At 71.2% G+C, this 15,727-nt stretch carries 8 protein-coding genes; 6 read left to right on the top strand and 2 right to left on the bottom strand.

Going from position 1 to position 15,727, the window contains the following annotated elements:
• Positions 1 to 74: 74 nt before the first annotated feature.
• The 6 genes from JNUCC0626_RS16830 (at position 75) to JNUCC0626_RS16855 (ending at position 13,476) form a co-directional block, all read left to right on the top strand.
• Positions 75 to 3,557, top strand: a complete 3,483-nt coding sequence (locus tag JNUCC0626_RS16830; RefSeq protein WP_394620703.1) for a WGR and DUF4132 domain-containing protein — start codon at positions 75 to 77, stop codon at positions 3,555 to 3,557.
• Positions 3,558 to 3,676: 119 nt separating this feature from the next.
• Entirely contained in the window at positions 3,677 to 7,303 is a 3,627-nt protein-coding gene (locus tag JNUCC0626_RS16835) for a DUF4132 domain-containing protein (protein ID WP_394620704.1), read from the top strand.
• Entirely contained in the window at positions 7,300 to 8,370 is a 1,071-nt protein-coding gene (locus JNUCC0626_RS16840) for an ATP-binding protein (protein ID WP_394620705.1), read from the top strand. The genes JNUCC0626_RS16835 and JNUCC0626_RS16840 overlap by 4 nt, the downstream gene beginning before the upstream one ends.
• Positions 8,328 to 10,571, top strand: a complete 2,244-nt coding sequence (locus JNUCC0626_RS16845) for a DUF5682 family protein (RefSeq protein ID WP_394620706.1) — start codon at positions 8,328 to 8,330, stop codon at positions 10,569 to 10,571. The genes JNUCC0626_RS16840 and JNUCC0626_RS16845 overlap by 43 nt, the downstream gene beginning before the upstream one ends.
• Complete coding sequence (locus JNUCC0626_RS16850; protein WP_394620707.1) at positions 10,568 to 11,674, top strand: VWA domain-containing protein; 1,107 nt, start codon at positions 10,568 to 10,570, stop codon at positions 11,672 to 11,674. The genes JNUCC0626_RS16845 and JNUCC0626_RS16850 overlap by 4 nt, the downstream gene beginning before the upstream one ends.
• On the top strand, positions 11,671 to 13,476 hold the full coding sequence (locus JNUCC0626_RS16855; protein ID WP_394620708.1) for a hypothetical protein: 1,806 nt from the start codon (positions 11,671 to 11,673) through the stop codon (positions 13,474 to 13,476). Before JNUCC0626_RS16850 ends, JNUCC0626_RS16855 begins: the two co-directional genes overlap by 4 nt.
• On the opposite strand, the gene JNUCC0626_RS16860 is transcribed toward JNUCC0626_RS16855, so the two are convergent.
• Both JNUCC0626_RS16860 and JNUCC0626_RS16865 read right to left on the bottom strand, forming a co-directional pair.
• Complete coding sequence (locus JNUCC0626_RS16860) at positions 13,457 to 14,719, bottom strand: hypothetical protein (protein ID WP_394620709.1); 1,263 nt, start codon at positions 14,717 to 14,719, stop codon at positions 13,457 to 13,459. The genes JNUCC0626_RS16855 and JNUCC0626_RS16860 overlap by 20 nt on opposite strands.
• Before the next feature lie 12 nt (positions 14,720 to 14,731).
• Positions 14,732 to 15,652 (bottom strand): ArsR/SmtB family transcription factor, encoded by a 921-nt coding sequence (locus tag JNUCC0626_RS16865; RefSeq protein ID WP_394620710.1) that lies wholly within the window; start codon positions 15,650 to 15,652, stop codon positions 14,732 to 14,734.
• Positions 15,653 to 15,727 lie beyond the last annotated feature (75 nt).

The raw sequence follows: 15,727 nt of genomic DNA on the forward strand, positions 1-15,727 counted from the left end.
TTGATCGGCCTCCAACGTCAGACCGGCTCGGCGCCGCCGAAGCCACACCCCGGACCAGAAGCAAGGAGCAGTCAGTGCGCAGGTGGGAGCTCGTCTCGGGCAACGCGGCGAAGTTCTGGGAGATCGACCAGGCCGGCACGTCGGTCACCGTCCGCTTCGGACGGCTGGACACGAACGGCCAGACCCAGACCAAGGACCTGGCCACCCCCGAGGCAGCCGAGGCGCACGCCGCGAAACTGGTGGCAGAGAAGGAGAAGAAGGGCTACACCCCGGTGGCCTCCCCGACTCAGCCCGCCTCCGAGCCCACCACCGAGCAGCCCTCCCCCACCGAACACACCGCCGTCCCCACCCACGACGAAGACGCCTGGGTCATGCCCAAGGCGTGGCTCCGCGACGTCACCCGCCAACGCGGCTTCCACCCGGCCCCGGAGTTCTCCGTGGACCCGGCACTGGCCGAGGAAGCCCGCCGCCGACAGGTCAAGCAACAAGAGACGACCATCGAGCGGATCCTGACCGAACCGGAGTCCGCCACCGACATCGTCGAGGCCACCCGCGCCCACCTGGCCGGCCCGCCGAACCCCACGGGCGCGGCAGCGGTGGCGGCCATGATCGACTCGGGCGAGCAGTCCGTGCACGCCTGGATCGCCGACCACGGCCTGGTCTTCGCGACGGAAGCCACCGTCGAGTACATGCGGCTGCTGTCCGGCCCGACCTGGCTCTCGCAGCAGAGCGCGTACGGCCCCGAGCGCCTGGCCTGGCGCGGCGGCTACTTCCACATCATCCAGTCCGATGTGGAGGGCAAGATGCTCAGGGCCGTCCGGTACGCGCTCGCCCTCGCCTCCGACGACGAGCGCGACGCCGCCGAGGCCGTTCTGACGAAGCTCGGCGACCTCGACGAACCGAACGCGAAGCTGGTGCGCGGGTTCCTGTTGCCCGGCAGGCCCGACTGGTTCCAGGAGGGCTGCCGGACGCCACACACGGGCACGCGCTGGTGGATGCTCCCGCTGAGCGCGAGCACGTACGAGGAGTTCGAGACGTCCGACTCCTCGCTGACCAACAGCACCGCGATCCTCTACACGGCGCTGTACGTGCTGGGGCCGGCGATCGCGCCGTTGCTCGCCGCCGCTCTCGACGAGGAGTACCAGCGCGCGGACAACCGCAAGCAGGTGCTGAAGGTGCTCGCCGCGCTGCCGACCGACGAGGCGTTCAAGATCGTGCTCGACCGGCTCGACGGCAAGTACGTGCGGCCGGCGCTGCTCACCATGATGGCGGCCTTCCCGGCCCGTGCCGCAAGGCTTCTGGGCGACCGCGCGACCAACGCCGACCTGCGCCGGCTCCTCAGCGTGCACCTGAAGACGTTCCCGCATCTCGAAGCGCCCGAGGGCTTCGTCGCGGTCGAGATCGTCACCTTGCCGGACGCGCCGCGAGACGCACTGCCGCCAGTCCTGGCCTCACCGCCGTGGGTGGACCGCAAGCCGCAACCCAAGCCGGTGGTGGTGCCGGACGTTCCTGTGCCCGCCCCGTCGATCACGTGGCTGCCGGGCGAGCGCGAGGAGTGGCTGAAGGACGGCCACTGGGACACGCACCCCTACAAGACGTGGCAGCACTGGCTGGCGGAGTTCAAGGTCGGCCGGATCGGCTACCGCATGGCGGACCTGCTCATCGGCGCGCCCGAGGAGGAGGTGCGGCACCTGCTCGCGGACTGGACGCCCAACCTGGGCTGGAGCGCCGAGACCGTGGGCAGGCGCCTGTCGTCGAAGTTCGGCTTCGACGCGCTGCCGCCTCTGCTCAAGATCGTGGAACGCAACTCGGCCGTCGCCGCCGTGGTGGCGCCGTACGCGACGCCCGAGGTGGCCGCGCTGATGGCCGACTGGCTGGTGCGCCTCAAGCAGGTCCGCAAGGTCGCGATCGGCTGGCTCACCCGCCATCGCGAGCAGGCGGCGCGCTTCCTCATCCCCGCCGCGGTGGGGAAGCCGGGTGCCGCCCGCCGCAACGCCGAGACCGCGCTCCGCCACCTGCACGCCCTCGGCGTCGACGTGGTCGCGGCAGCCCCGAACGAGGCCGCCGCGGACGCCGTGCGCGCGTTCCTGGCCATCGACCCGGTGGACGTGCTGCCCGCCAAGATGCCGGTGCTCGGCGAGTGGACGGACCCCCGCCACCTGCCCCAGGTCCTGCTCCGCGACCGCAAGCAGGCGCTGCCCGCCGAGGCCGCCCACAGCCTCGTCATGACGGCCGCGCTGTCCAAGCCCGGCGACGTCTACGCAGGCCTGACCATCGCCCGCGAAGCCCTGGACCCCGACTCCCTCGCCGAGTTCGCGTGGGCGTTGTTCCAGCGCTGGCAGGAAGTCGGCGCCCCGTCGAAGGAAGGCTGGGCGCTCACCGCGCTCGGCTGGTTCGGTGACGACGAGACCGTGCGCAGGCTCTCCCCGCTGATCCGCGCCTGGCCGGGCGAGAGCCAGCACACCAGGGCGGTGACGGGCCTCGACGTCCTGGCCGACATCGGCACCGAGGTCGCGCTCGCGCACCTGAACAGCATCGCGGAGAAGGTGAAGTTCAAGGGCCTCAAGACGAAGGCCCAGGAGAAGGTCACCCAGATCGCCGACGAACTGGGCCTCTCCCGGGACCAGCTCGCCGACCGCCTGGTCCCCCGTCTCGGCCTCGACGACGCCGCCACCCTGGTGATCGACTACGGCTCCCGCCAGTTCACCGTCGGCTTCGACGAACAGCTCAAGCCCTACGTCCAGGACCCGGACGGCAAGCGCCGCAAGGACCTCCCCAAACCAGGCGCCAAGGACGACCAGGACCAGGCCCCGCTGGAGCACAAGCGCTTCACCGCGCTGAAGAAGGACGTCCGGGCCGTGGCGGCGGACCAGATCCACCGCCTGGAACGCGCCATGGTCGACCAGCGCACCTGGACCGCCGAGGAGTTCCACACCGTCCTGGCCGGACACCCGCTGCTCTGGCACATCGTCCGCCGCCTGGTCTGGATCACCGCCGAGGGCAACACCTTCCGCCTGGCCGAAGACCGCACCCTCGCCGACGCGAACGACGACGAGTACACCCTCCCCACCGACACCACGGTCCGCGTGGCCCACCCGGTCGACCTCCGGGCAGACCTCGAAGCCTGGGGCGAGGTGTTCGCCGACTACGAGATCCTCCAGCCGTTCCCGCAACTGGGCCGCCCGCTGCACCTGGTCCCCCAGGACGAGGACCTCCTGACGCACCTGAAGAAGTACTGCGACGTCGACCACCCGATCGGCAAGATCCTCAGCCTCACCAAGAAGGGCTGGATCCGCGGCGAACCGCAGGACGGCGGCGTCGAGTGCTGGATCACCCGTCCCCTGCCGACGGGAGGCGCCCTGGTCGCCTCCCTCGACCCCGGCATCGCGGTGGGCGCGATCGACGTCTTCCCGGAGGTCAAGTTCACCGAACTCTGGTTCTCCAGCACGGGCCACGGCTACTGGAACTCCCGCCAGGGCGACAAGCCCGACGCCGTCACCGCCGACGCCATCACGGCCTCGGAGATCCTGTCCGAACTGGAGTCACTCCAGCAGTAGCGAGGCGACTCAGGGGGTCTGAACAGCTCTTTAACCTGACCCTAAAGAATTGTCAGACCCCCTGAGTAACGTCCCGTGCACAACACCAACTCCCTTGTGTGGCCCCAGGAGGTACAGCAGTGCGCAGGTGGGAACTCGTCGCGGACGGCTCCGCGAAGTTCTGGGAGATCGAGCAGGACGGCACGACGGTGACAGTCCGGTTCGGACGGCTGGGCACCTCCGGCCAGACCCAGACGAAAGAGCTGACCTCGGCCGAGGCGGCCACCGCTCACGTGGCCAAACTGGTGGCAGAAAAGGAGAAGAAGGGCTACAGACCGCAAACAGGCGCACCCGCGACGCCCGCAGGCACCGCGCCCGCCACAGCCGCCGCCTCGACCGGCCCGGCCTCCGCCGTCACGCCCGCAAGCACCACGACCGCCGCCACCGCTGACCTCGCCTCAGCCGTCAAGCCCGCGGGCACCGCTGCCTCCCTCGGCACCGCCGTCTCCCCCACTCCCGAAGCCCCCGCCGCAGATCCGGTCCTCGACGAGGACTCCTGGTCCTTCCCGAAGGCCTGGCTGCGCGACGTCATCCGCCAGCGCGGCTTCACGCCGGCCCCCGAGTTCGAAGTCGACCCCGCCAAGGCCGCCCAGGCCCGCCAGCAGATCGTCGACCAGGCCGAGGCCGTCGAGCGCGCCCTCACCGTCAAGGGCTCCAAGCCGGAACTGGTCGCCGCCGCCCGCGAGCACCTCGCCGCCAAGCCCAACCCGCTGGGCGCCGCCGCCATCGCCGCCGTCATCAAGCCCGGCGCTCCGGCGGTGCACGCCTGGATCGCCGACCACGGCCTCGCGTTCGCGGCGACCGCGGCGGTGCAGCTCATGGGTGTCACGTTCTCCGAGCAGTGGAACCAGAAGCGCGGCAAGTGGACCAACATCTGCCTCCAGTACGAGAAGGACGGCTTCCGCACCTCGCTGTCCGATCCGGAGGGCCAGCTGCTGACGGCAGTCCGGTACGCGATCGCCACGGCGGACGAGACCGAGCGCAAGGCCGCCGAGGCCGCGCTGGAGAAGCTCGACGAGTCGAAGCAGGAGAAGGAACTGCGGGCGTACCTGATGCCCGAGCGGGCGGACTGGTTCAAGCAGTACCGCAAGCAGAACTACTCGCCCAGCCGGTGGTGGATGCTGCCGAGCAGCGCGCGCACGGTGAAGGACTTCGAGAAGGCCGACGAGTCCATCCTGATGTCGGCGGGCCTGCTCTACACAGCCGTCTACGTGCTGGGCCCGGCCGTCGCGCCGATGCTCGCCGCGGAGATCGACGGCGACGGCTACTACCAGCGCGCGGACGGCCGCAAGCAGGCGTTGAAGGTGCTGGCGGCGCTGCCGACCGACGAGGCCTTCACGATCCTGCTCGACCGGTTGGACGGGAAGTTCGTGCGGCCCGCGGTCATCCAGGCGATGGCGGCGTTCCCCCGGCGGGCCGCGCGCCTGATGGCGGCACGAGTGCAGGACAAGGAAGTCCGCACGTTGTTCCAGGCCCACCTCATGTCGAACCCGCACCTCGAGGTGCCCGAAGACGTGGCCGAGCTGATCGCCTCGTCCGGCCCTGCGGTCCTGCCGGAGGCATCCCACGAGCAGATCCCGGCCCTGCTCGTCGCGCCGCCGTGGCTGCACCGCAAGAAGCCGGTGAAGCCCGTGGTGCTGCCGGACGTCCCGATGCCGCAGGACGAGGTCTCGTGGCGCGAGGGTGAGCGCGAGGAGTGGCTCACGGCCGGCGCGGAGTGGCTGCAGGACCACCACGACTGGCGCAAGCTCCTCAAGGAGTACGAGGCCGGCACGATCGGCTACTACGACAACGACCTGTTCCTGCTCGCGCCGGACGACGCGGTGCGGCACCTGGTGCGGGACTGGACGCCCAACTACAGCTACGGCGTCGAGGACTGGGGCAAGAACATCGCCGCCCGGTTCGGGGTCGACGCCGCTCCGGCGCTCGTCAGGCACACCCAGAGCGCGCCCGCGGGGACCGGCGGCGTGCTGATGCCGTTCGCCACGGCCGAGGTCGCCACGCAGATGGCCGACTGGTTCGCCCGCACCAAGCAGGCACGCCGGTGGGGTGTCGAGTGGCTCGCCCGGCACCGCGAGCAGGCCACGCGGCTGCTGATCCCGGCGGCGTCGGGCAAGGCGGGCGTTCCGCGCCGCAACGCCGAGGCGGCGTTGCGGCACCTGCACAACAACGTCGGTGTCGACGTGGCGGCCGTCGCGAAGGAGTGCGGGGCCGAGGCGGCGATCGACGTGGTCCTGTCGGTCGACCCGATCGACCTGCTGCCCGCGAGGCTGCCGGTGATCGGCGAGTGGGCGGACACCCGGCTGCTGCCGCAGGTCCTGCTGGCGGACCGCAAGCACGCGCTGCCGGTGGAGGCGACGAGCCACCTGCTGATGACGGCCGCGTTGTCCAAGCCCGGCGAGCTGTACGCCGGACTGCCGATCGTCCGCGAGGCGCTCGATCCCGCGAGTCTCGCCGAGTTCGCGTGGGCCGTCTTCAAGGCGTGGGAACAGGGTGGCGCGCCGTCGAAGGAGAACTGGGCGCTCGCCGCGCTCGGCTGGTTCGGCGACGACGAGACCGTCCGCAGGCTCTCGCCGCTGATCCGCAACTGGCCCGGCGAGAGCCAGCACGCGCGGGCCGTCACGGGTCTCGACGTGCTCGCCGAGATCGGCACCGAGGTGGCGCTGTCCCACCTCAACAGCATCGCCGAGAAGGTGCCGTTCAAGGGCCTCAAGACCAAGGCGCAGGAGAAGGTCGCGCAGATCGCGGCCGAACTCGGCCTGTCGCGCGACCAGCTCTCCGACCGGCTCGTCCCGCGCCTCGGCCTCGACGACGCGGCGACGCTGGTGATCGACTACGGCCCCCGCCAGTTCACCGTCGGGTTCGACGAGCAACTCAAGCCGTTCGTGCTGGACCCGGACGGCAAGCGCCGCAAGGACCTCCCGAAGCCGGGCGTGAAGGACGACGAGGACCAGGCGCCGCTGGAGCACAAGCGCTTCGCCGCGCTGAAGAAGGACGTCCGCACGGTCGCGGCCGACCAGATCCAGCGCCTCGAACGGGCCATGGTCGACCAGCGCACGTGGTCGGCGGAGGAGTTCCAGACGGTCCTCGCCGCGCACCCGCTGCTGTGGCACCTGGTGCGCCGGCTGGTGTGGATCACCGAGGAGGGCGCCACCTTCCGCCTGGCCGAGGACCGCACCCTGGCCGACGCGAACGACGACGAGTTCACGCTCCCGGAGACCGCGACGGTCCGCGTCGCGCACGCGGTCGACCTGCACGGCGACGACACCGCCGCGGCGTGGGGTGAGGTGTTCGCGGACTACGAGATCCTGCAACCGTTCCCGCAGCTGGGCCGCCCGGTCCACCTGGTGCCCGAGGCTGAGGCGCTCCTGCCGCTGCTCAAGAAGTTCTGCACCACCCCGTACCCGATCGGCAAGCTCCTCGGTCTCACCAAGCGGGGCTGGGTGCGCGGCGCCCCGCAGGACGCGGGCGTCGAGTGCTGGATGACCCGGCCGTTCCCCGGCGGTAGCGCGCTCGTCGCGTCGCTGGAGCCCGGCATCGCGGTGGGCGCCATGGACGTGTTCCCCGAGGTCGGGTTCAGCGACATGTGGTTCTCCCCCAACGGTCACGGCACGTGGTCGGCGCCCAAGGACGCGCCGGACTCGCTCCCGGTCGACCCGATCACCCTCTCCGAACTCCTCTCCGAACTGGAGTCCTTGCAGTCATGACCAGCACGCAGACGATGCAGCGCCCTCCCGCCGAGGTCCGCTACGCCGACGAGCTCGCGCGGCTGCGCGACGGTGACACCGCGCCCAAGCCGCCCGGCTGGGCGTTGAGCCTCGAAGCCGCGCGCAAGTTCGTGGTGGGCGACGACAAGGCCAAGATCAGCAAGAAGTTCGTGGGCGATCCGTCCCTCGTGGACCGGGCGCTGGTGACGCTCGCGACCAGCCGCGGCCTGATGCTGGTCGGCGAGCCGGGCACGGCGAAGTCGTTGCTGTCCGAGCTGATCGCGGCGGCGGTGTGCGGTGAGTCGACGCTGACGATCCAGGGCGGCGCGGCCACGACCGAGGACCAGATCAAGTACTCGTGGAACTACGCGTTGCTGGTGGCCGAGGGGCCGTCGCCGCGCTCGCTCGTGCCGGCGCCGATGCTGCGCGGGATGGCCGAGGGCAAGATCGTGCGGTTCGAGGAGATCACCCGCTGCCCGCTCGAGGTCCAGGACTGCATGCTGTCGATGCTGTCGGACCGGGTGATGGCGATCGGTGAGCTCAACGGCCCGGACGGCATGGTGTTCGCGCAGGACGGGTTCAACGTGATCGCCACGGCGAACACGCGGGACCGGGGCGTGAACGAGATGAGCGCCGCGCTCAAGCGGCGGTTCAACTTCGAGACGGTGTTCCCGATCGCCGACTTCGACACCGAGCTGGCGCTGGTCGAGCAGGAGGCGGCGAAGCTGCTGGCGAAGTCCGGGGTGGAGCTCGCGCCGAAGCGGGACGTGCTGGAGGTGCTCGTGCGCACGTTCCGCGACCTGCGCGAGGGCGGCGACCGGCTGACCACGGTGATGAGCACGGCCGAGGCGGTGTCGGTGGCGCACGCGGTCGGGTTGCGCGGCTGGTTCCTGCGCGGTGAGGTCGGTTCGGCGGCGGACGTCGTCGAGTGCCTCGCGGGCACGGCGGCGAAGGACAACGCGGAGGACCTGGCGCGGTTGCGCCGTTATCTGGAGCAGCACGCGTCGCGGCGCAAGGGCAAGCAGTGGCAGGAGCTGCACCGCGCCCGGCACCTGCTGCCCGGCTGATGGGGGCCGTGTTCGTCGGCGTCCGGCACCACAGTCCCGCCTGTGCCCGGCTGGTCGCCGCCACGATCGACGAGCAGCAGCCGGCGTACGTGCTCATCGAAGGTCCCGCGGACTTCAACGAGCGCATCGACGAGCTGCTGCTCGGGCACGAGTTGCCCGTCGCGTTGTTCAGCTATTCCGACCAGCACGCGTCGTGGTCGCCGTTCTGCGACTACTCGCCGGAGTGGGTGGCGATCACCGAGGCACGCCGGGTCGGCGCCGAGGTGAGGTTCATCGACCTGCCCGCGTGGCACGAGGCGTTCCGCGGCGTGAGCAACAGGTACGCGGACGCCGAGCTGCGCTACACCGAGGTCGTCGACCGGCTGTGCAAGGAGTTCGCGGTCGACAACGTGGACGTGTTGTGGGACCACCTCTTCGAGTGCGAGACCGCCCCGTTGGGTATGGCCGAGTACTTCGACCTGCTGCGCGGCACGGCGCAGGCGGACGAGGGCGACTCGGCGCGCGAGGAGTACATGGCGCGCTGGGTGCGGGCGGCGGTCGCGGACGCGGGCGACTGGCCCGTCGTCGTGATCACCGGTGGCTTCCACACCGCCGCGCTCAAGGCCCAGCTCGACGGCGGCACCGAGTGGCCAGAGGTGCCGGAACGCGAACGGGGCGCGAGCTATCTCGTGCCGTACTCGCACGCGCGGCTGGACGCCTTCACCGGCTACCAGTCGGGCATGCCGTCTCCCGGCTACTACCAGCAGGTCTGGGAGAACGGGGCGCAGCGCGCGGCGGACTGGCTGGTCGAGTCGGTCGCGACGAGGCTGCGCCGGCTCCGGCAACCGGTGTCGACGGCGGACCTGATCGCCGCGCACACCCAGGCCGGTGCGCTGGCGCGGTTGCGCGGGCACGAGAACCTGGCACGCACGGACGTCCTCGACGGGCTGACCAGCGCGTTGATCTCCGAGGACCTGACGCAACCGCCGCCGTGGACGCGGCGCGGCACGCTCCAGCCGGGCGCGCATCCGGCGTTGCTCGAGATGATCGGGGCGCTGCGGGGCGACAAGGTCGGGCGGCTGCACGCGAGCACTCCCGCACCGCCGCTGGTCAACGCCGTGCAGGAGTTGCTGCGCACGCACGGCCTCGACCAGGAGGGCAAGGTCGCGCTCGACCTCACCGACGCCGGCCAGCTGGAGCGCAGCCGGATCCTGCACCGCCTGCGGGTGCTGGGGATTCCGGGTTTCGAACGCACGAGCGGGCCGTCCGAGGGCGCGAAGCCGCGGTTCGACGAGCAGTGGACGTTGCGCCCGGTGGAGGAACGACTCGCGGCGTTGATCGAGGCCGCCGAGAACGGTGCCACGCTGGAGGAAGCGGCCGGGGCGGTGCTGGAACGGCGGTCGCGCGACGCCCAGCTGGAACAGCTCGCCACGATCCTGTTCGACGCGGTGCTGTGCGGGATCTCGGCGTTGTCCGGCGAGGTCCAGCAGTCGCTCAACGAGGGCGTCCGCGAGACCGGTGACCTGGCGGCGCTGGGTCACGTGCTGAGCGGTGTGCTCGGGTTGTGGCGGCACGACAGGCTGTTCGGCACGAGGCGGGATCCGTTGCTGGGCTCGGTGATCGACGCGGGCACGGCACGCGTGCTGTGGCTGATCGAGGGCCTGCACGGCGGTCCGGCACCGGCCGATCCGCACCGGCTCAAGGCGATGGCCGCGACCAGGGACGCCGTGCTGCACGCGAAATCGGCGCTGTCGCTGGACGTCGTGGACGTCACGGGTGTCGCGACGAGGGTGAGCAACGACGCGCAGGCACCACCGGATCTGCGGGGCGCGGCGCTCGGGCTGGCCTGGGCGCTCGGCAGTCAGCCGGACGTGCGCAAGGTGCGGGCGATCGACGCGCTCGGCGACTGGCTCGCCGGGTTGTTCGCGGTGGCACGCGAGGAGGTGCTGGCGAGCCCCGAACTGGTCGGGGTGCTGGACGAACTCGTCAGCGCGATGAACGAGGACGAGTTCCTGGTGGCACTGCCCGCGTTGCGGCTCGCGTTCAGCTACTTCCCGCCCAGGGAAAGGGAAACGATCGCGTCGACCGTCCTCGCCCACCGCGGCGTGGAGGGCAGCGCGCGGGGCGTCACCCGGCTGAACGTCGACCCGATGGTCGTGGCGGAGGCGATGGCGATCGAGAAGCGCGTGGACGCGTTGCTGGTGAAGGGCGGCCTGGCATGACGGACCTGGAACGCTGGCGGCTGATCCTCGGCGAACCCGCGTCGCGCTGCACCGGCGGCCTGCAGGGCGAGGCCGCCCGGCGGGACACCGCGCTGGAGTGGCTCTACGGGCGTGATCCCGAACTGGCCGAACGCGGTGTGCGCCGGAGCGGCGGCAACGAGGACTCGGTGCTCCAGACCGTCGACTGGCTCGACGAGGTGCACCAGCTCTTCCCGCGCGAGACCATCGAACGCCTGGAGCGCGACGCCGTCGAACGCTACGAGATCACCGACGTCGTCACCGATCCCGAAGTGCTGCAACGGATCGAGCCGAACCCGGCGTTGCTGCGCGCAGTGCTGCGGACCAAGCACCTGATGAACCCGGCCGTGCTCGCACTGGCGCGCAAGATCGTCGAAGCGGTCGTGAAGCAGTTGATGGAGAAGCTGAAGACGGAGGTGCGCACGGCGTTCAGCGGCACGAAGTCGCGGCGCCCGAGCATCCACAAGAACTCCCGCAACTTCGACTTCCGCTCCACGATCAAGGCGAACCTCCAGCGCTACCAACCAGAAGAGCGCAAGCTCGCGATCGAGCACCCGAAGTTCGTCTCGCGCACCAAGCGGCACCTGGAGCAGTGGCAGGTGATCCTGCTGGTGGACCAGTCGGGCTCGATGACCAGCTCGGTGATCCACTCGGCGGTCACGGCGGCCTGTCTCTGGGGCCTGCCGGGCCTCAGGACGCACCTGGTCGCGTTCGACACCAACGTGGTCGACCTGACCTCGGACGTGACGGACCCGGTGGAGCTGCTGATGAAGGTGCAGCTGGGCGGCGGCACGGACATCGCGAAGGCCGTCGCGTACGGCGCGAATCTCGTGGACAGCCCGCGTCGTTCGATCGTCGTGCTCATCAGCGACTTCTACGAGGGCGGCAGCGAGGCGAACCTGGTGCGCACCGTGAAGAACCTGTGCGAACAGGGCACCCACGTGCTGTGCCTCGCGGCACTGGACGACGAGGCGAACCCGGACTACGACAGGGCTTTGGGCCAGCGGCTCGCGAACGTCGGCGCCCACGTGGGCGCGATGACCCCGGGCCAGCTGGCGGAATTCGTTGCGGAGAAGCTCAGGTGACCAGACCCGATCTGCTGGCACTCACCCCGGACGCACTGGCCGCGCTGGCCAACCGGGGTCTGGTGAAACGTGCCGTCAAGGAACTGGACGCGGGCGTCGTCCCGGCCCTCGACACCGACCCGTCCGGTGCCGTCCAGGGCAAGTTCCCCGACGGCACCACCACGACCCTGCCACCAGGCACGGCGCTGGACGCGGCCCCGTGCAGTTGCGGCGCGACAGGCGTCTGCCGCCACCGCATCGCCGTGGTCCTCGCCTACCAGCGCACCCAGGAGTCGAGCGCCCCCACCGAACTCTGGTCGCCAGGGGCGGTGACGGACGCGGAGCTCGCGGCGTTGATGGGCGAACGCACCCTGCGCCGCGCCCGCCGTGCCTTCCAGGCGGGCTACCGGGCCAAACTCCGCCGCCCGACCCAGGAAGACCAGACGGCACAGGCGGAACTGCCGACCTGCACCGTCACGTTCCTGGTACCCGGCGACCTCTCCTACGTCCACACCGACGCGGTCAACAAGGACGAGGCGACGGCGCTGGCCGTCTGGGCGTTCCAGGAGGCGGACGCGCAGGGCACCGATACGGTCGACGTCGGCGGTTCACCCACCACCGCGTCGGACCTGGCCGCGGTGACCGACCTGCTGGACCAGCTCCTGCTGGACGGCGCCACGAACGCGAGCGAGGTGCTCGACGTGGCGTGGCAACGCCTGCACCGCGACCTCACCGCGCAACGCCTGCACTGGCCGGCCGCGGTGATCACCGACCTGCTGGCCCAACTCGCCGCCTACCGCACCAGAAGCGCCGACTACGAGGCCGAGCAGTTCGCCGCGCTGCTGACCGAACTGCACGCCCGCACCACGGCGACGGGTCCCCGGGCCGAGATCCTGGGCCCGGACGAACCGGCGGAGACCCCGCTGAAACGAGTCCGCCTCACCGCGCTGGGCGCCCGCCTGCGCACCGAGAACACAGCCGACGTCTACTTCGCCTCAGGCGATGTCGTGCTGGTCCAACGCGACACTCCCCTGCGCACCGGCCAGAAACTGGCGGCGGCCAACGTCGTGTCCGAGTCCGCCACCCGCAACGCGAGCCGGGCGGTGACGCTGAAGACCAGCCGGGTCGCCAAGACGTCGATCACCCCGGTCGGCACGGCCTGGGACCACCTCCCGCAGGGCCTGGTGATCGACGACTACGACAAAGCCGCCGCCCACCTCGCGGAGCTGCCACCACGCCAGGTCCGTGCACGGGTGGAGGCGGAACTGGTCCGCGCGATCCGCGTGACCGAGGTGACCGACCTGGCCTACGACCCGGCCGCCCAGCGCCTGACCGCCACGCTGCACTCCCCCACAGGCACGACGTGCGCACTGGTGGCGACCCACCGGGCCATCGCCCCGAACGCACTGGACGCCCTGGCCACGGCCCTGCGCGCCGGCCCGGCCACGGTCACCGGCAGCGTCCGGCGTCATCGGGGCACGCTCGTCGTGGATCCGCTGGCCGTCCAGACCGAGACGGGCGTGGTCGTGCTGGACCTGGCGAAAGACACGGCACCCCAGCCGCTGGCGCCGGGCATCACCACGTCGGACCCGTTGAGCGCCGCGGTGGACAGCGCGCTGACGGTGCTGGCCGAGGCCGCGCACCGAGGTCTCGACCACCTGACGGACAGTCTGCTCACCCGCGTCCGGGAGGTGGCCGCTCACCTGCAGCGGGCGGGCCTCAAGACCTCGGCGGCGCACGTGACGGCGTTCGCCGACGGCCCGGCCGCAGCCACCTGGCTGCGGGCTCACCTTCGATTACTCGTCACGGCCGACGCGCGCTGACGAGACCGCGCCCGACCCCTTCCGGTGCGATCGGCCCCGCCACGACGGACGAGGTGGGGTCGATCCGCTGGGAGAGCACGTAGTCCTCGGCGGCCTCGGCCACGCGCCCGAGCCGTTCCAGCACGAACCCGCGCAGGTACGCGGCACGGGCGGCACCCCAGCCGCCGAGGGTGATGCCGCGGCCGTAGGCGTCCAGGGCGGCTTCGAGCTGTCCGCACGCGGCCAGGGCGTCCCCGCGCAGGGCCCACGTCCTGTCGTCGCCGGGGCTGAGCGCGAGGAGTTCGTCGGTGTAACCGAGGGCTCGCTGGCTCAGGCCGACGGTGAGGTGGGTGCGCGCGAGGAACGAGTGCAAGGCGTAGGCCTCATCGGCCCACGCCAGCCGGTCCAGCTCGGCGGAGTGTGCCGGGTCGGCGGCGGGCTTGATCGCGGTCAGCGACTCCACCGCCCGGCCCAGCAGGCGATGGGTCTCGGCGATGTCGCGGCGCACGAACGGCACCGCGGCCAGTGCGCGGTGCAGGCGGGCTCGGTGCAGCGCGGCGGCGAAGCCGTGCTGCGGGAGTTCGGAGGAGGCTTTGGTCGCCAGGGCGGCGGCCGCTTGCAACGACGTCGAGTCGGCGCCGCGGGCGACGTTGCGGAAGACGACGAACAGGGCGAGGTCGCGGCGGATCTCGGCCGGCAGGCCGGATCGTGCGCCGCGCAACGCCATCGCCTCGACGGCGGAGGAGGGGAGGTGACAACGCAGGACGGCCAGCTGTTCGAGGGCGAGGTCGGGTGAGAGGACCTGCTTGCGCGGGTCGATCACGGTCAGGCCGATCACCGCGGCCGCCGAGTGCGGATATCCCAGGCGCAGCAACAGATCGCACGCCACCCGCTGGTCGGCGGGGCGCAACGTGCCCTGGATCCGGGCGTGCACGCGCCACCAGAGTTCGGACGCCAGGTCGACCGGGAACGTGGTCATGTCCGGGCCGACGGCGTCCAGGCGACCCCAGCTCGCGGCCGTGAGCAGCCGCAACTGGGCCGAGGGCGGAGCTTCGAAGCGGGGCACCTCCGCCGCCCGGCCCGTCACGAACGCCTGCGCCACCGCGTGCGTGATGCGGGCGTGCAGGGCCGAGGTGGCGACGGGAGCGGAGAGTCCGGCGTGCACGCCGCACGCCACCGGGACGTTCGCCTTGCGCAGTGCGCGCAGGCGGGTCGCCAGCGCTTGGGGACTCGGGTCGGTGCGGTACCGCGGCATCGCGGTCATGCCGGTCTCCCTTCAGTTCAGCAGTTCCCAGCCTCGGCGGGTCAGGCGGTGGCGGACCGATCTGCCGTTGCGGTGGGTGGAGACGAAGCCCGCGGTGCGCAGGGCGGTCGCGTGCTGCGACGCGGTGGGCAGGCTGATGCCCACGTGCTTGGCGAGTTCGGTGGTGGTGCGTTCGGAGGTGAGGGCGCGCAGGACGAGCGTGCGGGTGCGGCCCAGCGCGAGTTCGAGGCTGGCGCCGCTCGGCTGCGGTGTGGTGACCGGGTAGAAGAGCAGCGGCTGCGGTTCGGCGAACATCGACACGGCCGGGCGGGTGAGCCCGTTGAGCACCGGCACGAGCAGCATTCCGGTGCCGCGCAACGAGATCTCGGTGTCCCAGCCGAGTTCGACGTGCAGCGCGGGCGAGGTCCAGGAGATCGACGGGTGCAGGTGCCCGAGCAGGTCGCCCAGCCCGCGCGACACGGCCTGCGAGGACCGCAACCGGACCTCGGCGTCGAACGCCTGACGGGTCTGCGACCAGTTCGGGCCGAGCAGGTCGCGGAAACCGACCGAGAACGCGGAACGCAGGTCCTGGCGCGAGGTCGGCGTGCCGGCCGCGAACGAGCGCAGCCACGGCGACGTCGTGCCGAGCATGCTCGCGATCTGGTCGCGCACCCGCGTCGACGGCACGTCCAGCACCTGGCGCACGGCCTCGTCGAAGTCGGGCTTCGCGGAGTTGAAGAAGTCCGGGATGAACCGGCCGGGCCTGACGAGTTCGGCGAGCGGGCGGATGTGCGGCAGCAGCAGGCGGTCCCAGTTGCCGCTGTGCACCGAGAACACCAGCTCGTACATCGGCAGTGGCGCGGACGCGAACCGCGTGCGCGCGAGGTCTTCGAGTTCGAACAGAATCGTCAGCCCGCGCCCCTTGGGCACGGCTTCGGACATCACGATTGGCATGTGCTTCCCCCCGGAGTGCCACCCACTTCCGAAGGTACGCAGAATTCGTTGTCCGGTGTCAGCGCTGTTCCACTT

It is taken from the genome of Lentzea sp. JNUCC 0626 (assembly GCF_043632865.1).
In the GTDB taxonomy this organism is placed as follows: domain Bacteria; phylum Actinomycetota; class Actinomycetes; order Mycobacteriales; family Pseudonocardiaceae; genus Lentzea.